This is a genomic window from Ligilactobacillus acidipiscis (assembly GCF_900116935.1).
Taxonomy (GTDB): Bacteria; Bacillota; Bacilli; order Lactobacillales; family Lactobacillaceae; genus Ligilactobacillus; species Ligilactobacillus acidipiscis.
The window spans coordinates 1537882-1558311 of sequence record NZ_LT630287.1 but is presented as its reverse complement, the minus strand read 5'-3'; the positions used below and the strand labels follow the sequence as shown (position 1 = coordinate 1558311).

Below are 20430 nucleotides of genomic sequence, written 5' to 3'. Positions count from 1 at the left end.
TCTATCCCTTATTTTGACAATCTTTGGACTTACCTTAGTTGTCTTCAATGTTAAGGAGTGAGACAAATGAAATACGGTTATGCACGAGTGAGTACACCCGACCAAAAACTAGCAAATCAAATCAAACAATTACAGGACGCAGGCGCTGAAAAAATTTACCAGGAAAAATTTACCGGGACAACTACCCAGCGCCCACAGTTTAATGAACTGTTAAATATATTATTACCAGGAGACACGTTAATCATTACCAAGCTTGATCGTTTCGCCAGAAACACAAGAGAAGCCTTAGACATCATTCAACAATTGTTTGAACGGAATATCAAAGTGCAAATTCTCAATATGGGCACGATAGACAACACGCCCACAGGGAATCTGATTTTTACGATTTTTAGTGCCTTTGCCCAATTTGAACGGGATATGATCGTGACACGAACACAAGAGGGTAAAATGTACGCTAAAACACATGACCCTTATTTTCATGAGGGACTCCCAAAAACTTATACCGACGAACAAATTAAGTTTGCTTATGAATTGCGTCAGCAAGGTATGACTTATAAGATGATTGAACGTAAGACAGGTATTAGTGTAAAAACCCAACAACGCCGATTTAAAAAAATAGCAAAAAAGTAAGCATTTCCTTGCATATCATATCATAGCATGATATGATATATACATAGAGTTGATAAAAAAGAGGTTGATGATTGGGCTTATCTAGCTAAAATGGAAAAAGATATTTTATATCTGTAATATAGCATGATATGCTATATTACAATGTAGTATGACACAGTATAAAAAGAGAAAGGAAGTACAGACTATGCAAATTATTACTTTTTCAGCTATTAAAGGTGGAGTTGGTAAAACCACCCTAACCTTTAATTACGGCGAGTGGCTTTCAGAGCAAGGATTCAATGTGCTAATGATTGATAGTGACCACCAATGCAGCCTAACCCAGACTTATGATATTTATAAGAAACAGGGAACAGTTGCTAGTATCTTTAATTCACGCCCCCAAGAAGTTGAAATTATTCCCTTACATGAGAATTTGTTGTTAATCCCTGCTTCTATGGATTTAGATTCAATCAATAACAAAATCCAAACTAAAGCTAATAAGGAACTGTTAATGTACATGTGGTTTGCAGATAACTATGACGAACTCAAAAAATTTGATTTTGTCTTAATTGATTGCCACCCTGATTTTTCAACCATTACTCAAAATATGGTAATCATTTCTGATTTTGTATTCAGTCCAATAGAACCCAGCGAATATGGTTTTATCTCAAAAAGCAACTTAGATCTACGTATGCAACAACTAAAAGAAGATGTTATCAACGTAGAAAGTCGCAAAAGTTTTGTTACCGCACAATTAAAGTTCATTGGCAATCGTATTAAACATAATACAAAATCATCAAAAGAGTTCATAGCAGAAATGAAGAAAGACCCTAGGACAATCGGTTTTGTCCCTGAAAAAGAACTGTTTAACAAAAGCACATTGAATCATACACCAATCGTAGATATGGCAAAAGATCAAACAATTTTAAATAAAAACAGGGCATTCTTTGATCAAATCAGCAAAATATTTGAAAGTTTTAAGAACTTACAGTAATATAGAAGCATAGCATGATATGATATGAAAGGATATGATAGATTATGTCATTTGAAGATAAGAGAAACGAAATGAGTACAGTTTTATCAAAGTCAATGAGAAAAAACACCCCACGTATTTCAAAATCATACACACTTAAACCTGAATTAGCGGAGGAATTAACAAGACGTGCTGCCAGTGAAGAATTAACAGCGTCACGCTATTTAGAAAAAATCTTAAAAGAAGCATTTAATTTGAAAGACTAAAAACAAAGGAGGGCATTAAAATGAAAACTCAATTACTTGATTACTGGTTGTATCTGTATCTAGGTTGTATCTATTTAGTGCCTTTATTTGCTATTATGAAGTTAAATAACGGCGATACACGTTTCATGTTACGCAAGTTGCTTTTTCCACTTGAATATCTCATTCAAGTTAAAGCAGAACAAGCATTTAATAATAGTAGTTCAGCAACACGTCTAATTCACATTATAGTGTGGTGTGTGAGCATTTTAGGACTGGTAGGGGCAAGTATACCATTAGTGGCTTTAATGAGCCTATAATGAAACATACGGCAATTTTAGTGTTTATCACTTATTACTGCATGTTAGCCCCAATCACCTTTTGGTTTCAACCGCACGCAAATATCAGCACCAAGACAAAATAAGTTTAATCTTGAATTTGTTTTAAGTTTTCCAAAATGATACTATTTCAATTAAATAAACACAAGACGAGAATAATTTCAAGAAAACAAAAAATCCCCACTCATAAGAGCAGGGACTTAAAGTTTTAAATAAGTAGTGCTGAACCACTACTTAGCCTATCTAACTTTTTCCTGGCAGTTAAAGTCAGATAGACATTATTTCAATTATTGGTTACATTATACCAACTTTAGCGAATAGTCGCAAACAAGTACAAGTATATTTAAACCGAATAACTGAAAGCAATGGACTAAGTAGTTACAGCTACCTAGTCCATTTTTATTTTCACTTGCATTTATGAATCGTCAACATTCACTAAGTGAGTTGAAAAGCGCTTGATAAAATTTAGATCATTGAAAGGACTAATATTTTATCAACCCTAATCATAGCAACTTTTAATTTTAAATCAAGTTGTTAGTTTTATCAACTCACTTTCAAAAAAAGAAAGGGAGCACATATTATGTCAGAAGATAAATATTATTATTCAGAACAAGTTTATAGACCTCAATTGTCAAGTTAAGTGCAACACTAATGGCCTATTCTTATAATTGGTCTAGAAAGTTAAACCAGTTGTGGCATAACATCCGCTGGACAACTATAGCTTAAACAGCGGCGGGGACGGTGATTCAGCGTGTCTTGAACCAACTGCAGATCCACTAATGAGAGGTTTTTAAAGGAATGCCCCTTTGGGAAGAACTCTCTTAATTGACCATTCACATTCTCATTAGTGCCCCGTTCCCAGGGAGAATATGGATGGGCAAAGTAGATTTCCGTTCCTTGAACCTGATTTAAACTAGCGAATTCCGAGCCGTTGTCAAACGTGATAGTCCGAAAGTTTTCTGCACCGTAATCATCAATCGTATCTTGGAGGGCTTGCCGGCAAGTCTCTGCCCGGTAATCAGGCAATTTAACGATAATTTCCATCCGGCTAACTCGCTCGGTTAACGTCATTAAAGCTGGTTCGGACTCAACCCGTTTGGCTTTCACTAAGTCGCCTTCCCAATGGCCCAACTCCTGACGTTTCCGAACCACTGCGGGCCGGTCTTCAATGGACTGTCCAAGCCGTTTTTTATTCAGGCGGGCATGTCGGTGATTCGGGCGTTTAACGCGGCGACGTAGCTTCATGGGTAAATCATAGTTGTGAAGCTCCGGGAGCTTGCCAGCCTCGATGTACCGATAGACCGTAGCCGTTGATGGGCAGGGAAAGCCCGGGTAATGAGCTTTGAAATAGTGGACATACGTATCGACACTGAAAACTCGTGGCTTAGCTTTTAAAGCTTTCGGCAGGGACTTGAAGAACACGGCAGCCCGCTGCAGTAAACCTTTGGGGTGACACTTGGCCCGCTGTTCTCGATAGTAAGCCGCCCCGCGCTCGGCAAAGTAGCTCTGATATGACCGATGTTTCTGGGAATCAATCTGGGTGGTTAACCCGCGTTTTAATTCGCGAGAAATGGTGCTGGGACTCCGGTGAAGCCGGCTGGCGATCTGACGAACGCCAAATCCTAATCGAGTCAGGGACTCAATTTGACCGCGTTCAAAAGATTGGAGTTGTTGGTAATGCTTAGGCATGATATTCTTAGTTTGGGTCATGAAGACACCTATCCTTATCTGTTGATTTTGTCGTTAATAATAAGAATAGGCCTTCATGGCCTTTTAAGCTAGTCTAATTGGTCTAGTTATCAAGTGTTGCACTTCAATTTTAAATCGGGGAACAAGTTTATAGCGAAACGAGAGCGTAAAATATCTTGTGTAAATGCATAAAAGATTTCTGAATTGTATAGAAATAGGGAATGCCTTCCCTTATGATATTTAGTAACCACAGAAAACATCACAGGAGCATTCCCCATGAATGAACTTACCACAGAAATTATCACTGCACTAGCCCAAAAGCAAGATTTGGACGAAGTTTTTCGTCACCACCTCGAAATTGCGATTAACCAGCTGCTTCAAACCGAATTGGCAGAGTTTTTGGGTTACGAACGCTACTCATACGCTGGGATTAACACTGGTAATAACCGCAACGGCAGTTATGAGCGCTCGTTTGATACGAAGTACGGCCAACTTAACTTAACCATTCCTCGAGATCGCAATGGCCGGTTTGAAAATCATACCTTGCCAGCCTACGGTCGGCACAGTGATAATTTAGAAACAACGGTCATTCAGTTGTATACCAAGGGAATTACCACTGCTGAAATTGCCGAACTCATTGAGAAAATGTACGGTGCTCACTACTCCAAAGCCACGGTTTCCAACATGACTAAAGCCGTCAATGAACAGGTTCAAGCTTTCCAGCAACGTCGACTGGCTTCACAATATGCGGCCATCTTCTTAGATGCCACTTACTTGCCGTTAAAGCGGGATACCGTTCAAAAAGAAGCCGTTCATATTGCGATTGGCATTCGTCCAGATGGTACGAAAGAAGTGCTGAACTACCAAGTGGCGCCAACGGAATCGACTGGAATCTGGACTGAACTGCTGGGAACCTTGATCAAGCAGGGCGTTAAAGATGTGCTGTTGTTTGTGGCCGATGGGTTAGTTGGTTTGGATGAAGGCTTGAATCGGCATTTCCCTAAAGCCAAACGACAACGTTGCCTGGTTCATGTTGGGCGGAATCTGATGAACAAAGTTCGCGTAAAAGACCGCAAGGCCGTGATCAGTGACTTTAAACAAGTTCATCGGGCCGCCAACCGTGAAGCAGCCGAACTGAAACTGAATGAGTTCGCCAACAACTGGCATCAGACCTATCCCAAATTAATCAAAGATCTGCTTAAAATGCCGAATTTACTCACTTTCATGGACTTTCCACCAGCTATCCGGCAATCACTATACTCCACTAACCTGATTGAGAACTTTAATAAGCATCTCAAGCGCACCACCCACCACAAAGAACAATTTCCAACGGAAGATTCACTGGATCGCTTCCTGGTTTCTCAGTTTAATGTTTATAACGAGAAGTCTCTGAAGCGGATCCACCGAGGGTTCAAAGGACTCCAGGACACCTTGGAAGCATCATTTATTTAAGTTAGATACATATTATATGTACGAAGGCATTTCATTTACACAAGATTCTTGACGCTACCAATGGTTTAGCTAAAAGCAAAATATTTTTTGAAAGTGATCTCAGTTGATCTTACTGTAATTATAAAATTTTTAAAATTAGCTTTGATTTCAATAATTTTTAGCCAAATATAAATACGCATGGTAGAATAATTGTGGATTCAAGAAAGTAGGGCAAAGAAAAATATGGAAATTAGAGGGATCCAACCAGCTGATCGGGCAATGGTTGATCATTTGCTGGAAACTTTGGACGACTCAAAGAGACATTTAGGACGACAGGCAGCTAAATTCAGGCAAGAAAAAAATTATCAGCCGATACTGGAAATAGTTGCTGAGGAAGACGGTAAAATTACTGGTACAGCTAGCTTACGTGAAATCACGATCAATGACATAGTTTGTTTAATGGTCGGACCGGTTTTGGAAATTGAGGATCGTTTAGCACCCTTGATCAATACTTTGAAGAAACGCGCCTTTCAATCTGGTTACCGTTTTATTATTTGGCAGCAGCTTGATGAAAAGGATCCAAAAACTTTTGGTTTTAAGCCAGCTGCGGATTATCAATTGTACTTACCCGGACAAGAAGATGGGGACGATAATCTTTATATTTATCAGTTAGTAAAAAACAGTTTGAATGATGTTTCAGGTGAAGTCGAATTTTCAACTGAATAAAAACTTTTGGCAAGAAGTATAACTATAGTAATATTTGGTAAATAAAAGGCTCGGAGTCTTGAAAAATTTCGGGACTTTGTCAAATAGTGTTGATGGTCCATAGAACTCTATCTTTATGGTAGGGTTCTTTTTTTACGTGCGCCCGGCATGGGCAGTAACTAGGCGGTGTAAGTCCGCTGTGAGCCGTAGTGGCCGGTATCACGAGTCGAAGACAAGGGTGTCTATCGTGAGGTAGAATCTGAAGGAAGTCCTAGACGAAACATCGAATCGATGAACAAGAAGTGGCTAAAAGGCTGGAAACGGTGGGATGAGATTGCTTAACAAATCGAAGTCCCTGACCACTCGAAACCGTCACAGTAAAGCCAACGGTTTGATGCGAAAGCTACTGCTCTTACCCGGGGAGGTCTGTCATGGTAGTTCTCTCAAGCTGGAAGTTATTTCTGGCAGGAACAGGCTCAATAGTAATGTTGAGTTGTCCATGACAGAAGTCAGCCGAGGCCATAGTAGCCAGTAATGGTGAAGGGCTGAACAACAATAATTTTGATTCATCCTGGAGGTGGAAACAATACGACAATCGCAGAAAACAGAAAATAAAGCTGACTACCTGCGGAGGGTAACCCTGGAAGGGTCAGAGCAAACAGGAGCGCGTAGCGTTGTTTCTGGTGAAAAGAGAACTCAAAATGGCTTATTACGTGAGAAGGTCTTAGACCGGAATAATTTAAATCGGGCCTTTGTCCATGTCAAGCGTAATAAAGGGGCTGGAGGAATTGACGACATGTCCGTTGAGGAACTTGGCCCATACTTGAAAGAGAATAACGTAAAACTAATCGAGGCCTTGCGAACCGAAAGCTATGAACCCCAACCTGTCAAACGAGTTGAGATTCCTAAGCCAGATGGTTCGAAACGTCAGTTAGGAATCCCAACGGTCGTTGACCGTGTGGTTCAACAGGCGTTACAACAGCAACTGTCTCCTATTTTTGAAAAAGTATTCTCAGATAATAGTTATGGTTTTCGACCACACCGCAGTGCACAAAGTGCTGTGAAAAAGGTGGTTGCTTATTATAATCAGGGTTATCACTACGTGGTCGACCTTGATTTAAAGTCCTATTTTGACAATGTGAACCATGATTTACTAATTAAATTTGTTGAAAATTACATTAGTGAGCCATGGGTCTTGCATTTGATTCGTAAGTTCTTGACGAGTGGTGTTATGAATGGTCGATTTTTCGAGAAGTCCGCTAAAGGTACACCGCAAGGTGGCAATATTTCACCATTACTAGCAAATATTTATCTGAACGAGCTGGACAAAGAATTGACCAAAAGAGGACATAAATTTGTACGCTATGCGGATGACTGTAATATCTATGTTAAAAGTAAGCGTGCGGGTGAACGGGTTCTCAAAAGCATCACCCAGTTTTTAGAAAAGGAACTCAAAGTTGAAGTGAATGCAGAAAAGACGCAAGTCGGTTCTCCACTAAGACTGAAGTTTCTAGGTTTTTCGCTGGGTGTGGGACGCAATAGCGCCTACCCGCGTCCTCATCAAAAACCTAAACAGAGAATTAAACAGGAATTGACAAGAATCACCAAGAGAAGCCGAGGCGTCAGCCTTGATAGGATTCTGCATGAAATTAAGCAGAAAATGCAGGGCTGGATCCAATATTATTCCATTGGGAAGATGAAAACCTTTCTCCAACAACTAGACAAATGGTTGCGCTCGCGCATCCGCCAGTATATCTGGAAACAGTGGAAGAATATCGGAACCCGTTATAAAGCATTGATTAAACTAGGCTTGACACCCAAACAGGCGAAAATCTACGTCAATACTCGTAAGGGATACTGGCGCAACGCGCACAGTAAAACACTGTTGATGACCATAACTAATAAAAGACTGGCACAGCGTGGGCTAATAAATCTGTCCAAACTGTACCAGTCTATTCAAGCAAAAGCTTAAGTTGTTGAACCGCCGTATACGGTTCCGTACGTACGGTGGTGTGGGAGGTCGATAGTGTGAACTATCTCCTACCCGATTGCCATAGCTAGATTAAAGTGTTTAGGTGGGAGGCAGGTGCGGGTCCGAAGCGTAGCGAAATGGGCCCGCACCTGCCTCCCACAGTGTTGACCTAAATTTTTTATCTTAGGCATGGATCAATTTGATGCGGATAAAGAAATGCCTTAAGTTACTGAATCCGTAACAGCTACGTTTAAGTTCTTTGATCTTGCGATTGATCCCCTCTAACGGCCCATTAGAGTAGTCATAGAGACAAGCGTTCCTGATCCCTAAGTAGTTCTTTTGAATGGTCCTTATGACGGTATCCATTTCAGTACCATTGGGACGGTAGTTCATAACTAATTGTTGTAAAGTAGCCCGATCGCGGTTGCGAATAAAGGTTAAGATCGTTTGATAGGTCTGATAGTTTTCTGCGAACTGTGGAAAATTCTTGAGTCCCAGATCGACCACATTTTGGGCAGTCGTGTATTCATTTAATCCCCGATAATATTTAACCTGGGAGGTCTCAAGTTGATTTTCAGCTAAGTGGAATAAGCGCCAGTTGCTTTTTAAAACTTTATAGTTGCGGTCGTGGTGGTCGTTGATCCCTTTTAAAACACGCAGCCGTTCATGGTCAAGTGCCCGACCCGCTAACTGAACAATATGGAAACGGTCAAAGACGATCAGTGCGTTAGGAAAAAGACGACGGACGAAAGTCTGATACTGTGCATTCAGATCCATGGTCACCAGTTGAACTTTTTGACGCTCAGAAAGTGTATAAGTATTGGTGAAATACTCGCGGATCGTCTGCGAGAGACGATCTGGCAATAAGGCGACCAAATCATGTGTTTTTGCGTCAATGCAGATAAAAGAAAAGCAGTTCTTAGTTGAACGAAATTCGTCAAAGCTGAGAGCTGTCGGCAGCTCTTTTGGCGTTACATTACTAAAGCCCGCTGTTCCTTATACAAGATCCGTTGAACCGAGGAAGCTGAGATCCCCACGGCCTGGCTGATCGTCTTGACTGGCAGTGAGTTCTTAGCTAAAGTCGCGATTTCGTGGACTGCTTGGCGGGTGATCGAGTGCCGAGGCGGAGCGAGCTGCGTCTGCGCGCTAAAAGTATGGTGGCAAGTTCGGCACAGATAACGCTGTTTGCGCAAGTTCATGCGGAGCGGTTGTTCACCTAGGCTGGGCAGTTTCATCTTGGTCAGGCGGGTCCCATTCTGAACAAGATTCGTGGAACCACAATTAACACAGCGTTCGACGGGGTAAGTCAGCGTAGCTGAAAGCAGTTTTTCGTGAACTCCGGCCTGTGAAAAATTAGTACAAGCTGAAATTTTGATATTTGGGTCTTGGATATTGAGTAAATTTAGGATAGAATCAGTTTGGGACATCATTTATACCTCGCTTTGATTTGGTTTTTTCGCTTTAATCGTAGCATATGAGGACAAATGATGTCCTTTTTTGTACAAAAATAGTGCTGATGAACGCTCATCAACACTAAAAAGTTTAGACCCAAAATTTCAAAACTCCGAGCCTTTTGAATCGATTACTTTTTAACTTTCTTGTTTAACATTAATTGGTTTTTTACGACCCACGAGCCACAATAGCAGGACTGCTAAGATGCCGATCGTTATGATCAAACCGATTTTTATGGCTAGATGTGTACCGCCCAACCAAACCATGGCGATAACAGCAACCAAGGTTGTACCAATCATGATTGACCATTGTTTTCTGTTAAACGCTACCCCATACTCAACTTCTCGTTTTCTGATCAATGGTAAGATAGCACCTAGTCCAATTAAAATCACAATAGCAATGAAGTTTATAGTCAACTCATACCACCAAGTACCTGAATAAGCTGGAACATCTTGGGGCGCTACACCAAAGAGAGTAGCAGCAGCGGTCACGACTAACAACAACAAACCAGCTATATAACCAAATTTGTCATTTTTGATAAAGACATATTCAGACGGATATTTCTCCGGATTTTTGCGAATTCTCATAAATGCGTAAAAAATCCAGCAGGTCACACCGGGTGAGATGATTCCGTTCAAATTAAGCAACCAGTTGAAGATATCATTCATTTCAGGCAAAAATACACCTAAGAGCATTATGAAACCTGATAATGTACAAGTCAGAATGTAACCGTTGATCGGTAAGCCGTCAGCGTTTTTCTTACGTAAGAAAGCTGGCATATATTTTTCACCTGTGTCAGAAATCAACATTCTAGTCATTGCATCTAGAAGGACGGCCAGTAAAGCACACATATAAATAACTGAAGTCCAAGCATAAATGTACATAAATACGTTGCCAACTCCGTATTGACGCCCTAATGCTTGAAAGGCATAGTAATCACCATTCATTTTCAAATCGTTGGGCAAATGATTTGCATCAAAGAAAATGCCTAGCGAGAATGAACCAAAAATCGTTAGGAAGGTCGTCATTAAAGCTAAAGTGATCATTGCTTTGGGAAATTCAACTTTAGGTTTACGCATTTGCGTGACAAATGGGGCTACTAGCTCGGCACCGTTAACTGCGTAAATCAACAAGCCAATTGTAGTTAGGTATTTTAAATCGAATTTTGGCAAAAGGGTGTGAATATTCATTGGTTGTGTTGCCATATGACCACCTGACTTGATCAAGCCAACAATTGACATAAAAACGAAAAGAACAGTCATACCAAACATGGCAAACCCACCGATCGTTGACAATATTTCCATTGAGTTTGACAAATGACGTTGAATAAAGATAAAGATAATGAAAACAATGAATGTCAATAAAGTAAAAATGGAATTTGGCATATTATTTTGAAAGCTCGAACTTCCTGTAAATGCCCAGCCAAAACCAACGATCACCGATTGTGCGGAGTCAACAACATAGGGAATAGATGCGGCCCAGTAAGTCCATGCAGTGAAATAGCCTAAAAATTCCCCATTAGTACCGCGGATCCACGAACTTAGCCCACCGCCTTCACTGTTAAAAACTGAACCCAGTTGTCCAACCATCAAAGCATAAGGAACGACATATAAAAACATCATGATGATCCATGAAGTAATGACGCCCATACCCTGATTTTTAAAGTTATACATAATATCTTCAAAACCAATCACAGTCACGAAAGCCATCATTGCCAAGACAGGCCAACTAATGTATTTTTTACTACTTTCTTCCACTCTATTTGCACTCCTTATTTAATTTTTGATCGTAAACCATTATATGTAGAGATAGAAATGCTTTTTCAAAAAGTTTTCTGAGAAATTTTCAAGCACTCTTAATAACTTACACTTAAAAAGAGCTTTGTGCAATAAAAGTTTTTTCAGAAATTACGACAAGAAAGCGCTGCGTAGAAATTGAACCACAATTTAATTAAAGTTAAGCAAATTGCTAAAGCTATGCAGTTACGTGCAGGTTGTAATTCTTGCAGCTGCTTATTTTTTAACGTAAAATTAAAATAATAGTTACAGGGAGGCTAGTTAATGGAAAGTGTTTTGATTGATTTTCTTAATGAGTATTATAAAGCAAACTTAAAAAAGATTCACGATGTTGCTGGAAATCAACATTTAGCAGGTTATAGTCAGTATTACAAAACGGATCTGTTTGTAAAAATTTTTAAGCAGCAAGAGATGTTTTACGCAGAACAGCATGTTGACCAAGTTTATTGTCCAGATATTTTTATTGGTACTGTGATTTTTGGTGAAAATTATGTAGTTGTTTTGAAAGATAGACAACTAAAAGAAGTTGAGCAAAAGGACCTAAATGAAGAGCAAGCGTATATCTATGGTCGACTTTTGGCAGAATTTCATCGGAATTTAACAGGAAAGGTCAGTGTACCACAGACAAATGAATCTTTGTCGCAACAGATCAAATTTAAATTTGATTCGTTAAAGGATGAAAAGCATCAACAAAAGGCTAAAAGAGTACTAAAAGTAATTGAAAAAGATTTGCCGGCTGCTGATCAGGAATTTGCAAAACTTAAGAAAGTTGTTTTGCATGGGGATTTTAGTATCCGTAATATAATGATTTACCAAGGAAACTATGTTTTGATCGACTTTGAAAGAACTCATATTGGGTGTCAATATGAAGACTTTATCAAATTCTTCTTTTATGAAGTTAAAGATAAGAAGATGCGTCAAAGTTTTATTGCCGGTTATCAGTCATTACTAGAGTTTGAGATCCCGCAGAAATCTTGTCAGCAAGCTTTACTCTTTTATACAGCTTTAGACATTTATAGTTTCCATGAGTCACATGAGCAAGAAAAGTTTGGTGATATGGCTGACCAAATGTTGGCGACTGTCAGTGATGGAGTTCCTGTGCTTGAAATTTAATAAGTTTTTTGCATAAACTTGTAAATCAAAAAATCTCTGATTAAAAGCACAAGTTATTTTCGTATTTATATTTAGTAAATGAATCGGAGGTTTTTTTTATGACAGTCTGTAGTTGGGCTTTTGGTGAGAAAGAAAATATGCAGGTTTACCATGCAAAAGAGTGGGGAAAAGAAACTCATGACGAGCGGTTGTTATTCGAAATGCTGAGTTTGGAATTGATGCAGGCAGGATTAAGCTGGCAAACAGTTCTGGACAAACGTCAAGCCTTTAAGGATGATTTTTGTGATTTTGATACAGAAAAAATTGGACAGTTAACATCTGATGAGATAAATCAAATTATTCAGGATCCACGGATCATCCGCAACAAGCGAAAAATCGATGCAATCATTAATAATGCTAAAATCGTTGAACAGTGGCACAAGCAGGGTAATAGTTTGGATGATTTTTTTTGGAGTTATGTTGGTCATCATCCACTTGTTAGCCATTGGCACCACGCCGAAGAAGTACCTGCCAGCTCATTTTTGTCGCAACAAATTTCACGAGACCTTAAAAAAATGGGTTTCCAATTTGTAGGACCGACAATTATTTATTCATTTTTGCAGGCGATCGGAGTCGTTAATGATCATATAGAAACGTGTGAGAATAAGTACCTTTAATGTCATTGAGCAATAATTTTAAGAAACAAAAAACTGTTTGGGTATTTTAAATTCATGTGATAATGAATTTCGACCTAAACAGTTTTTTTGATCAAGATGTAGCTTAATTTTCTTGCTTGGTACGTTGCTCTTTACTTAAAGCGGGTTTGTTTTGAAGATCAGTCCGAACGACTAAAACATCACATTTAGAATTCCTGGTGACATATTCAGTTACTGATCCAACGAGGATCCTCTCAACAGCATTTAGACCAGTTGCGCCGATCATAATTAAGTCGATATTTTTTTCCTGCGGGAGATCTTTAGCGATAATAACTTTCGGTGCACCATACTCGATAGAATAATCAATGTTTTTGATGCCTTGTTTTTTTGCATCCTCAATATATCCTTCGATAGTTTTCTTAGCGGTATCAGTGACTTCTTCTACCATGGCCGTGTCGAAACTGGAAATATTTTGAAAGGCTCGAGTATCGACAACGTGAACTAGATGGATCGAACTTTTTTCACCGTTTCTTTTTGCAACGTTAACAGCTTTTTTAAATGCCAATTCAGCTTCATAAGAACCGTCGACCGGTACTAAGATATTTTGATATGTTTGCAACATGCTGTTCACCCTTTCTTTGCTCTCAACTATATTCTAACTATTTTATAAGAAAAAAGAAAGTGAAAGCGATTGATTAGATAAAAAATTATAGTGTATAACCCCATAAAACAAAGGGCACAATAAAGGTACATATAACGTCGAGAAAAATTATTGTTATCAATAACCAGGCCGGAGTGTAGAAAACTACCAGGACCGTTAAAAGAGCACAGATGAACATAAAGATACTAAAGTAAGTGCAAAATATTTTTAGACCGTGTTCTTTTCGTGGATCAAAAACGAGAAAAGGGCGTGCACGATTACGAAATAAGTAGGTCCCAATGATCAGTAAAATCAAAGCTAATACAATTAACAAAATAGATATTGCAAGATCCATAACATGCTCCTTAAAAATTAGTTTGATAATTTTGTATTTAATTCTGCAACAAAGATCAAGAAAAAGAAAAATGATCTTTATGTATTATTAGCTTGAAATTTATCGTACAGAAAATTAAGCCATCAGTAGTTCTTATCAGTGTGTTTATCACAGAATTTAACCAAAAAAACGGCCCAGAATATCCAGACCGCTGCAAAGAAAAACTTTGCATATTCCGTCGACACCGTTAATCATCTCTGTAGTTGAACCCGCGATCAAGCAGGAATGTCATTCTTTGTCTGTTTGTGGGACTCAAGTGAAATGAGTATGCCAGACCGCAGACATTTGAACGACAAATTGTAATGAAAATTGTTCGGTCAACCTTACATTTATGAGATAAGGCGTATGTCACAGAACTCGTAATTATATTAACATAAAGCGCAACCAAGCGCAATTTTCATTTAACAGTACCAAGCCGAAAATTTATTAAAATCACTTTCTTTGTGCCTGACGTAAAAGGTCGTATTGTTTTTTAAATGCTTGTTCGATCCTGCCATTTTCCTTGGCATGGTAATATTGTCTTTCTTTTATTTTAGCAGGAAGGTATGTTTGCTTGACCCAGTCATGAGGAAAATCATGGGGGAACTTGTAGTCCGTTCCATGGCCTAGTTTTTCGGCTCCTTTGTAATGTGCGTCTTTTAATGTATCTGGTACATCACCATAATTTCCTTGTCTAACGTCGGCGATCGCAGCATCAATGGCGCTAATTGCTGAATTAGATTTAGGCGAGATACTTAACTCGATCACAGCATTTGCAAGGGGGATCCGTGCCTCTGGTAAACCGATTTTTTCGGCTGCTGTAACTGCAGAAACAGTTCTGGCAGCAGCTGCTGGATTAGCTAAGCCAACATCTTCATAAGCAATAGTCAAAAGTCTGCGGTTGACAGATATTAAGTCTCCAGCTTCAAGTAATCGTGCCAGATAGTGTAAAGCTGCGTCAGTATCTGAACCGCGAATGGATTTTTGAAAAGCAGAGATCACATCATAATGCGCGTCACCGTCTTTATCTTGAACTAAGGCTTTTTTTTGCAAACATTCTTCAACGATTGCCAGGTCAATATGAATCTTACCATCTTTAGTATCAGGGGCAGTTGATTTTGCTGCCAGCTCTAAAGCGTTCAAGGTACTACGTAAGTCACCGTGTGTAGCTTGCGTAAGATGAGTCATTGCTTCAGAGCTTAGTTCAATATTCATCTTTCCTAAGCCATTTTCGGTGTCTGCTAAAGCACGATCGATGGCTTGTTTGATATCTTCTTCAGTCAAGGGCTTAACTTCGTAGATCTGTGTTCTACTTCGGATTGCAGGGTTGATCGAAATATAAGGATTTTCCGTTGTTGCCCCGATCAAGATGATACTGCCTTTTTCTAAATGGGGCAATAAGAAATCTTGCTTAGGTTTCGTTAACCGATGTATCTCATCGAGCATCAAAACTACCGTACCACTCATCTTCGCTTCTTCGGCAACGATCTCTAAGTCTTTTTTTGAATCAGTCGCAGCATTTAATGTCCTAAAAGCGTATTTTGTCGATCCAGCAATTGCACTGGCTATACTAGTTTTGCCTGTGCCCGGTGGGCCGTATAGGATCATGGAAGATAATAATCTTGCCTTAACCATGCGACCAATGATCTTACCGGGTCCAACAAGATGCTGCTGGCCGACAATATCTTCAATTTTTTGCGGTCTCATTCGATAGGCTAGTGGTTTCAAACCCTTACCTCCTTGTATTAAGATATTAAAAATATCAAGTTGTAATAACAAAACTCCAGTTTAAGTATGTTTTAAACGTTATATTTCTCATTGTGATAATTATTCTATTCAAATTATTGTAGCATACAAGCATTAGCTATCGAGTAGCAAGACCATAAAAAGGTACAAAAAAAGCCCGCACAGCGAGCTTTTTTAATATTAACCAAGTTGGTTGTAGTATTCAACGATCAGAGCTTCATCGATATTTGCATCGAGTTCGTCACGTTCTGGTAAGCGTACAAGTGAACCTTCCAATTTGTTGTCATCAAATGAAACAAAAGCTGGACGGCCAACAATGGCTTCCAAAGCATCCTTGACGATTTGCAAGTTTTTTGAACGTTCGCGTAAAGAAATAACTTGACCTGGTTTTACTTCGTATGAAGGGATGTCAAGACGTTTGCCATCGACAGTAATATGACCATGGTTAACTAGTTGACGTGCCTGACGACGGGTAGTTGCCAAGCCTAAACGGTAAACAACGTTGTCCAAACGACGTTCGAGCAAGATCATAAAGTTATCACCGTGTTTACCTTCACGAATTTTACCAGCTTTCATAAACAAGTTGTAAAATTGACGTTCTGACAAACCATATGTCATACGTAATTTTTGTTTTTCTTGTAATTGAAGGCCATATTCAGAAAGTTTACGACGGTTGTTTTGACCATGTTGACCTGGTGCATATGGACGACGAGCTAATTCTTTACCTGTACCGGAAAGTGATATGCCAAGACGACGTGAAACTTTCCATGATGGACCTGTATAACGCATATTAAAAGTTCCTCCAATAAATTTTTTTGGAGTAAAATAATCCGTGTGAACTTAGTATTCGTGCAGTTTATTCTAGGTTTTCGCTCTTGCAGCCGAAGAGTTACTTGCTAAACCAAAGATTTGGCAATAAACTGTTGACGTTCTTACCGTTCACTGCTGCATTATTTTACACGTAAATTAGCTTACCAGTTTTTAATTCAAAAGTCAATTTAAACTAGTTTAAAAAAGTTAATTGAACTGAAATAAGAGACAGGCAAAGCAAAATGTTGCTAGGGCACAAATTAGTTACAGATGTGTTAATAAAACGGCGACAAAATCAGTTAACACTTGTTGATCTTCTTCATTAAAACGACCAAGTGAAGGTGAGTCGATGTCTAAAACGCCGATTTTCTTATTATTCTTAGTTAGAGGCAAAACTATCTCGGCATTGCTGGCGGAATCACAAGCAATGTGTCCAGGAAATTCGTGAACGTTTGCGATCCTTTGAATCTGTTGCTGTTCGAAAGCTGTCCCACAAACACCCGAACCTGGTTTAATATGCATACAAGCTACCTTTCCCTGAAAGGGTCCAAGATCTAAAATGTCGTTTTTTTCGTCAAATAGATAGGTCCCCACCCAGTTTAAATTGGACATTTCTTGGTAGAGTAACGCTGTTGCATTTGACAAGTTTGCAATAAAGTTATGTTCATCTGTTAACAGTGCATCGAGTTGTTGCACTAATAATGATTTTTCCAAATCAATTTCCTCCATTAAAATCGTATATTAACTACAGTTCTTATGGTATAATCGAAACAGATTTTAAACTAAATTTATTCGGATATCAACTTTTATACAGTTGGGTAAGTTTAGTTTTGTTCAATAGAGATTGTGATTTTGACGAAATATAAAATTTGAATGTGTTATAAAGGGTGGGGTTTCATGGTAGTCTTTTTAATTGCGGTCGTAGTTTTTGCTGTGATCATTTATCTTGCTGTACTGTACTTTCAACGCAGTTACAGTGAGGCAATCAGTGAAGAACAAGATAAAGTTAAAAAAATTGCAGACGATTCATTGGAAGAAAAATTAGCTGAGATCAGCAAGCTGAATCTTTCGGGTGAAAGTTTGACAGAATTTGAGACTTTAGATAAAGGGTATCATTACTTAAAGAATAGGGAACTGCCTGAGCTTTCTGAAGTACTTAACGATTTGAGTGATTCTTTACAACACTATCAATTTTTTAGAGTTTCTCGAGAATTGAAAGGTGCTCAAAAAAAATCAGCAGGCGTGCAGCAACATTTTGTTGAGCTTAAACAAAAATTGAGTTCAATTCAAAAGAGTACTAAAGCCCATGAAGATGCTTTGAAGAAGTTGCAGCAGAAGTATCAGAGCTTAAGGACGGTTTTGTTGAATAAAAACTTTTCGTTTGGGCCGAGTATTGATAAATTAGAAGATAAGTCGGCTGAAATTGAAGACGATTTTAGCAAATACACTAAGTACTCTGAGAGTGGGGATTTTGTAAGTTCTGAGGAGCCTTTGAATAAATTAAGAAACGATATGTCAGCTTTAGAAGATGCGGTACAAGAGATCCCACCTCTTTTTAAAAATTTGAACAATGTTTTTCCTGAACAATTGTCTGAATTAAAAGATGGTTTGAAAAAAATGAAAGATGCTCATCTTGGTTTTAATGAAGACTTGGATTCCAAGTTAGACAAAATAACGAAAGAGTGTCAAGAAAACCAGCAAAATTTAACTGAGTTAGATTTGGTGGCAGGCAAAGAATTAGATGAACAACTCGCGGATGAGATCGACCACATATATGAGCAGATCGAAATAGAATACACAGCTGCCACAAAATTACCTAAGGATCTTGAAGAAATTGGCAAGTTTCTTGACCATGCCCGTAAACAGCAAAACGAGCTCAATATTGAACTTGATCGTTTAGGCCAGAATTATACATTCAACAACCAAGAAGAAGATCGTTCTGCCAATCTGGATAAAGAGCTAGCTGATATTAAACAGCATTATGAGCAGTTAACTCAGGCCAGACAAAAAGAAGAGGTGGTCGTTTCTTCGTTTGAAGTTAAAAAATTAGATGATGATCATCAAAGGTTAACTGATATTGAACAGGAGCAAAAGCAAATCAACGAAAGTATTTCCGGTTTGTGGAAAGAAGAAAAAGATGCTTTTGATGCGATCGAGGATTTTGACACAGAGATCCATCGTATGAAACGCGAAGTAGAAAAACTGAACTTGCCAGGTCTGCCAGATGATTATTTATCATATTTCTTTAAGGTGACCGCTGAAATTGAAAATCTGGATACTGAGATCAATAAAATGAAAATCGATATGGCAGAAATCACTAAGAACTTGATTAATACCCAGTCAGATATTGATGTTTTGAACAATAAGACTGAAGAAATCAAGGATAGCTCGATGTTAGCCGAACAACTGCTGCAATATTCTAATCGTTATCGGAATCGTTACCCAGAAGTTGAGCAGGCTTATCAGCAGGCATTGACTCAGTTTGAAAAGGAATTTAACTTCGTTGGCGCTTTGGATACTATTTCACAGGCGGTCGACACAGTGGAACCTGGTTCGTTCAAGCGGATCTCAGAACAATTTGAGGCTGATAAAAAGACTGTCTTGGCGCTGTAATTTTATGTAGAGTCGTGAACAAAGCGTTCGTAATCAAATACGGCGCTTTGTTTTATTTTGAAATTCAACTTGTAAACTGTAACTAGAGTGTTTACAATTAGTAAGAAAAATTAACTTAGAGAAGGATGTACAATGATTTATTTTGATAACAGTGCAACAACTAAGGTTGCACCGCAAGTTTTAGAAACGTATAAAACTGTGAGTGATAAAATTTGGGGTAATCCATCTTCTTTACACGCTTTAGGCGAAACGGCGGATAATCTTTTAGAGCAGTCACGTCGGCAGATCGCAGACCTCATAGGCTGTGAGCAACACGAAATATTCTTTACAAGTGGCGGTACAGAAGGCGATAACTGGGTAGTAAAGGGGACTGCATTCGCTAAACAAGAATTTGGCAAGCATATTATTACTTCTTCTATTGAACATCCAGCTGTCCTTAATTCAATGAAACAACTGGAAAAATTAGGTTTCGAGGTTACCTATCTCCCAGTTGATGAACACGGACGTGTGAATGCCAAAGATGTTGCTCAGGCTATACGTCCAGATACAATCCTAGTCTCAATAATGGCAATCAATAATGAGATCGGTTCGATTCAACCCTTAGATCAAATTGCTGAGATTTTGCGCGCTTATCCTAGCGTGCATTTTCACGTAGATGCTGTTCAAGGGATCGGTAAGGGTATTGGTAAATTGTTAAGAAATGATCGCATTGACTTTTTGGCTTTTTCTGGGCACAAATTCCATGCACCTCGCGGCATTGGTTTTATGTACAAGAAAGCTGGACGCATGCTTGAACCATTGATGGCTGGCGGCGGTCAAGAAAAAAATCAACGCAGCGGTACGGAAAATTTGCCGGCAATTGCAGGGATGGCTAAGGCCTTACGTTTACTGCTTAACAATGAAGAAACTAACGTGGAAAAAGAAAGACAAATCAAGCAAAAGATTTATGACCACGTAGTCGCTCAGGCTAAAGTAACAGTTTTTTCTGATGTTGATCAAAATTCGTCACCTCATATTTTATGCTTTACGATCGATGGCGTTCGGGGTGAAACAATTGTCCATGCCTTTGAGGAACAAGGTATTTATATTTCTACAACAAGTGCTTGTTCTTCGAAGAAAGGAACTGTTTCGGGAACTTTAAGTGCAATGCATGTTCCAGAAAAAATTGCAACATCTGCAGTAAGAGTTAGTTTAGATGAAAATAATACCTTGCAAGAGGCAGAAGAATTCAATTGTGCTTTTGATCAAATCTATGCTCGTTTTTCCAAGGTATTTACGAAGTAGAAAGGATTA

At 38.9% G+C, this 20430-nt stretch carries 19 protein-coding genes; 11 read left to right on the top strand and 8 right to left on the bottom strand.

Features of this window, described 5'->3' with window-relative positions; genetic code table 11:
• Positions 1–66: 66 nt before the first annotated feature.
• The 4 genes from BQ5903_RS07180 (at position 67) to BQ5903_RS07165 (ending at position 2144) form a co-directional block, all read left to right on the top strand.
• A complete protein-coding gene (locus BQ5903_RS07180) occupies positions 67–630 on the top strand; it encodes a recombinase family protein (protein ID WP_079579241.1) in 564 nt (187 codons plus the stop codon).
• A 184-nt stretch (positions 631–814) separates the two neighbouring features.
• Positions 815–1603 carry a ParA family protein gene (locus BQ5903_RS07175; protein ID WP_079579240.1) on the top strand — a complete coding sequence of 263 codons (789 nt, stop codon included), beginning with the start codon at positions 815–817 and terminating at the stop codon, positions 1601–1603.
• Positions 1604–1647: 44 nt separating this feature from the next.
• Entirely contained in the window at positions 1648–1848 is a 201-nt protein-coding gene (locus BQ5903_RS07170; protein ID WP_002320682.1) for a hypothetical protein, read from the top strand.
• Positions 1849–1868: 20 nt separating this feature from the next.
• The gene (locus BQ5903_RS07165; RefSeq protein WP_231920823.1) at positions 1869–2144 is read left to right on the top strand and encodes a hypothetical protein; all 276 of its coding nucleotides are present in this window, start codon (positions 1869–1871) and stop codon (positions 2142–2144) included.
• Between the two features lie 699 nt (positions 2145–2843).
• Here BQ5903_RS07165 and BQ5903_RS07160 read toward each other — a convergent pair.
• Positions 2844–3872, bottom strand: coding sequence for an IS30 family transposase (locus BQ5903_RS07160; RefSeq protein ID WP_079578752.1), 1029 nt, complete (start codon positions 3870–3872; stop codon positions 2844–2846).
• A 255-nt stretch (positions 3873–4127) separates the two neighbouring features.
• On the opposite strand from BQ5903_RS07160, the gene BQ5903_RS07155 reads away from it, so the two are divergent.
• The 3 genes from BQ5903_RS07155 to ltrA all read left to right on the top strand — a co-directional run bounded on the left by BQ5903_RS07155 (position 4128) and on the right by ltrA (position 7959).
• Positions 4128–5303, top strand: a complete 1176-nt coding sequence (locus BQ5903_RS07155; protein WP_079579239.1) for an IS256 family transposase — start codon at positions 4128–4130, stop codon at positions 5301–5303.
• A gap of 222 nt (positions 5304–5525) precedes the next feature.
• Positions 5526–6008, top strand: coding sequence for a GNAT family acetyltransferase (locus BQ5903_RS07150; RefSeq protein ID WP_010494765.1), 483 nt, complete (start codon positions 5526–5528; stop codon positions 6006–6008).
• A 565-nt stretch (positions 6009–6573) separates the two neighbouring features.
• The gene (gene ltrA / locus BQ5903_RS07145) at positions 6574–7959 is read left to right on the top strand and encodes a group II intron reverse transcriptase/maturase (protein WP_079579652.1); all 1386 of its coding nucleotides are present in this window, start codon (positions 6574–6576) and stop codon (positions 7957–7959) included.
• 183 nt (positions 7960–8142) lie between these two features.
• Here the strand turns inward: ltrA and BQ5903_RS07140 are convergent, their stop codons facing one another.
• The 3 genes from BQ5903_RS07140 to BQ5903_RS07130 all read right to left on the bottom strand — a co-directional run bounded on the left by BQ5903_RS07140 (position 8143) and on the right by BQ5903_RS07130 (position 11168).
• Complete coding sequence (locus BQ5903_RS07140) at positions 8143–8919, bottom strand: ISL3 family transposase (RefSeq protein WP_079579238.1); 777 nt, start codon at positions 8917–8919, stop codon at positions 8143–8145.
• Positions 8920–8930: 11 nt separating this feature from the next.
• Positions 8931–9389 (bottom strand): helix-turn-helix domain-containing protein, encoded by a 459-nt coding sequence (locus BQ5903_RS07135; RefSeq protein ID WP_079579237.1) that lies wholly within the window; start codon positions 9387–9389, stop codon positions 8931–8933.
• A 159-nt stretch (positions 9390–9548) separates the two neighbouring features.
• Positions 9549–11168, bottom strand: a complete 1620-nt coding sequence (locus tag BQ5903_RS07130) for an amino acid permease (RefSeq protein ID WP_010494757.1) — start codon at positions 11166–11168, stop codon at positions 9549–9551.
• 303 nt (positions 11169–11471) lie between these two features.
• Here BQ5903_RS07130 and BQ5903_RS07125 point away from each other — a divergent pair, with 303 nt between their 5' ends.
• Both BQ5903_RS07125 and BQ5903_RS07120 read left to right on the top strand, forming a co-directional pair.
• On the top strand, positions 11472–12320 hold the full coding sequence (locus tag BQ5903_RS07125; protein WP_010494755.1) for an aminoglycoside phosphotransferase family protein: 849 nt from the start codon (positions 11472–11474) through the stop codon (positions 12318–12320).
• Positions 12321–12418: 98 nt separating this feature from the next.
• Complete coding sequence (locus BQ5903_RS07120) at positions 12419–12976, top strand: DNA-3-methyladenine glycosylase I (protein ID WP_010494753.1); 558 nt, start codon at positions 12419–12421, stop codon at positions 12974–12976.
• A 103-nt stretch (positions 12977–13079) separates the two neighbouring features.
• Here the strand turns inward: BQ5903_RS07120 and BQ5903_RS07115 are convergent, their stop codons facing one another.
• The 4 genes from BQ5903_RS07115 to BQ5903_RS07100 all read right to left on the bottom strand — a co-directional run bounded on the left by BQ5903_RS07115 (position 13080) and on the right by BQ5903_RS07100 (position 17253).
• Positions 13080–13577 (bottom strand): universal stress protein, encoded by a 498-nt coding sequence (locus BQ5903_RS07115; protein ID WP_056971381.1) that lies wholly within the window; start codon positions 13575–13577, stop codon positions 13080–13082.
• An 844-nt stretch (positions 13578–14421) separates the two neighbouring features.
• Positions 14422–15696, bottom strand: coding sequence for a replication-associated recombination protein A (locus BQ5903_RS07110; RefSeq protein WP_079579236.1), 1275 nt, complete (start codon positions 15694–15696; stop codon positions 14422–14424).
• Between the two features lie 198 nt (positions 15697–15894).
• Positions 15895–16503 carry a 30S ribosomal protein S4 gene (gene rpsD / locus BQ5903_RS07105; protein ID WP_010494744.1) on the bottom strand — a complete coding sequence of 203 codons (609 nt, stop codon included), beginning with the start codon at positions 16501–16503 and terminating at the stop codon, positions 15895–15897.
• Positions 16504–16788: 285 nt separating this feature from the next.
• Positions 16789–17253: a GAF domain-containing protein gene (locus BQ5903_RS07100; RefSeq protein ID WP_056971385.1), complete on the bottom strand. Its 465-nt coding sequence runs from the start codon at positions 17251–17253 to the stop codon at positions 16789–16791.
• A gap of 168 nt (positions 17254–17421) precedes the next feature.
• Between BQ5903_RS07100 and BQ5903_RS07095 the strand changes: the two genes are divergently transcribed.
• Positions 17422–19137, top strand: coding sequence for a septation ring formation regulator EzrA (locus tag BQ5903_RS07095; protein ID WP_010494742.1), 1716 nt, complete (start codon positions 17422–17424; stop codon positions 19135–19137).
• Positions 19138–19269: 132 nt separating this feature from the next.
• Complete coding sequence (locus tag BQ5903_RS07090) at positions 19270–20421, top strand: cysteine desulfurase family protein (RefSeq protein ID WP_079579235.1); 1152 nt, start codon at positions 19270–19272, stop codon at positions 20419–20421.
• Positions 20422–20430 lie beyond the last annotated feature (9 nt).

Coding starts and splice junctions, on each gene's coding strand:
- BQ5903_RS07180 (WP_079579241.1), top strand. CDS start 67: ATGAAATACGGTTATGCACGAGTGAGTACACCCGACCAAAAACTAGCA.
- BQ5903_RS07175 (WP_079579240.1), top strand. CDS start 815: ATGCAAATTATTACTTTTTCAGCTATTAAAGGTGGAGTTGGTAAAACC.
- BQ5903_RS07170 (WP_002320682.1), top strand. CDS start 1,648: ATGTCATTTGAAGATAAGAGAAACGAAATGAGTACAGTTTTATCAAAG.
- BQ5903_RS07165 (WP_231920823.1), top strand. CDS start 1,869: ATGAAAACTCAATTACTTGATTACTGGTTGTATCTGTATCTAGGTTGT.
- BQ5903_RS07160 (WP_079578752.1), bottom strand. CDS start 3,872: ATGACCCAAACTAAGAATATCATGCCTAAGCATTACCAACAACTCCAA.
- BQ5903_RS07155 (WP_079579239.1), top strand. CDS start 4,128: ATGAATGAACTTACCACAGAAATTATCACTGCACTAGCCCAAAAGCAA.
- BQ5903_RS07150 (WP_010494765.1), top strand. CDS start 5,526: ATGGAAATTAGAGGGATCCAACCAGCTGATCGGGCAATGGTTGATCAT.
- BQ5903_RS07135 (WP_079579237.1), bottom strand. CDS start 9,389: ATGATGTCCCAAACTGATTCTATCCTAAATTTACTCAATATCCAAGAC.
- BQ5903_RS07125 (WP_010494755.1), top strand. CDS start 11,472: ATGGAAAGTGTTTTGATTGATTTTCTTAATGAGTATTATAAAGCAAAC.
- BQ5903_RS07120 (WP_010494753.1), top strand. CDS start 12,419: ATGACAGTCTGTAGTTGGGCTTTTGGTGAGAAAGAAAATATGCAGGTT.
- BQ5903_RS07115 (WP_056971381.1), bottom strand. CDS start 13,577: ATGTTGCAAACATATCAAAATATCTTAGTACCGGTCGACGGTTCTTAT.
- rpsD (WP_010494744.1), bottom strand. CDS start 16,503: ATGCGTTATACAGGTCCATCATGGAAAGTTTCACGTCGTCTTGGCATA.
- BQ5903_RS07100 (WP_056971385.1), bottom strand. CDS start 17,253: ATGGAGGAAATTGATTTGGAAAAATCATTATTAGTGCAACAACTCGAT.
- BQ5903_RS07095 (WP_010494742.1), top strand. CDS start 17,422: ATGGTAGTCTTTTTAATTGCGGTCGTAGTTTTTGCTGTGATCATTTAT.
- BQ5903_RS07090 (WP_079579235.1), top strand. CDS start 19,270: ATGATTTATTTTGATAACAGTGCAACAACTAAGGTTGCACCGCAAGTT.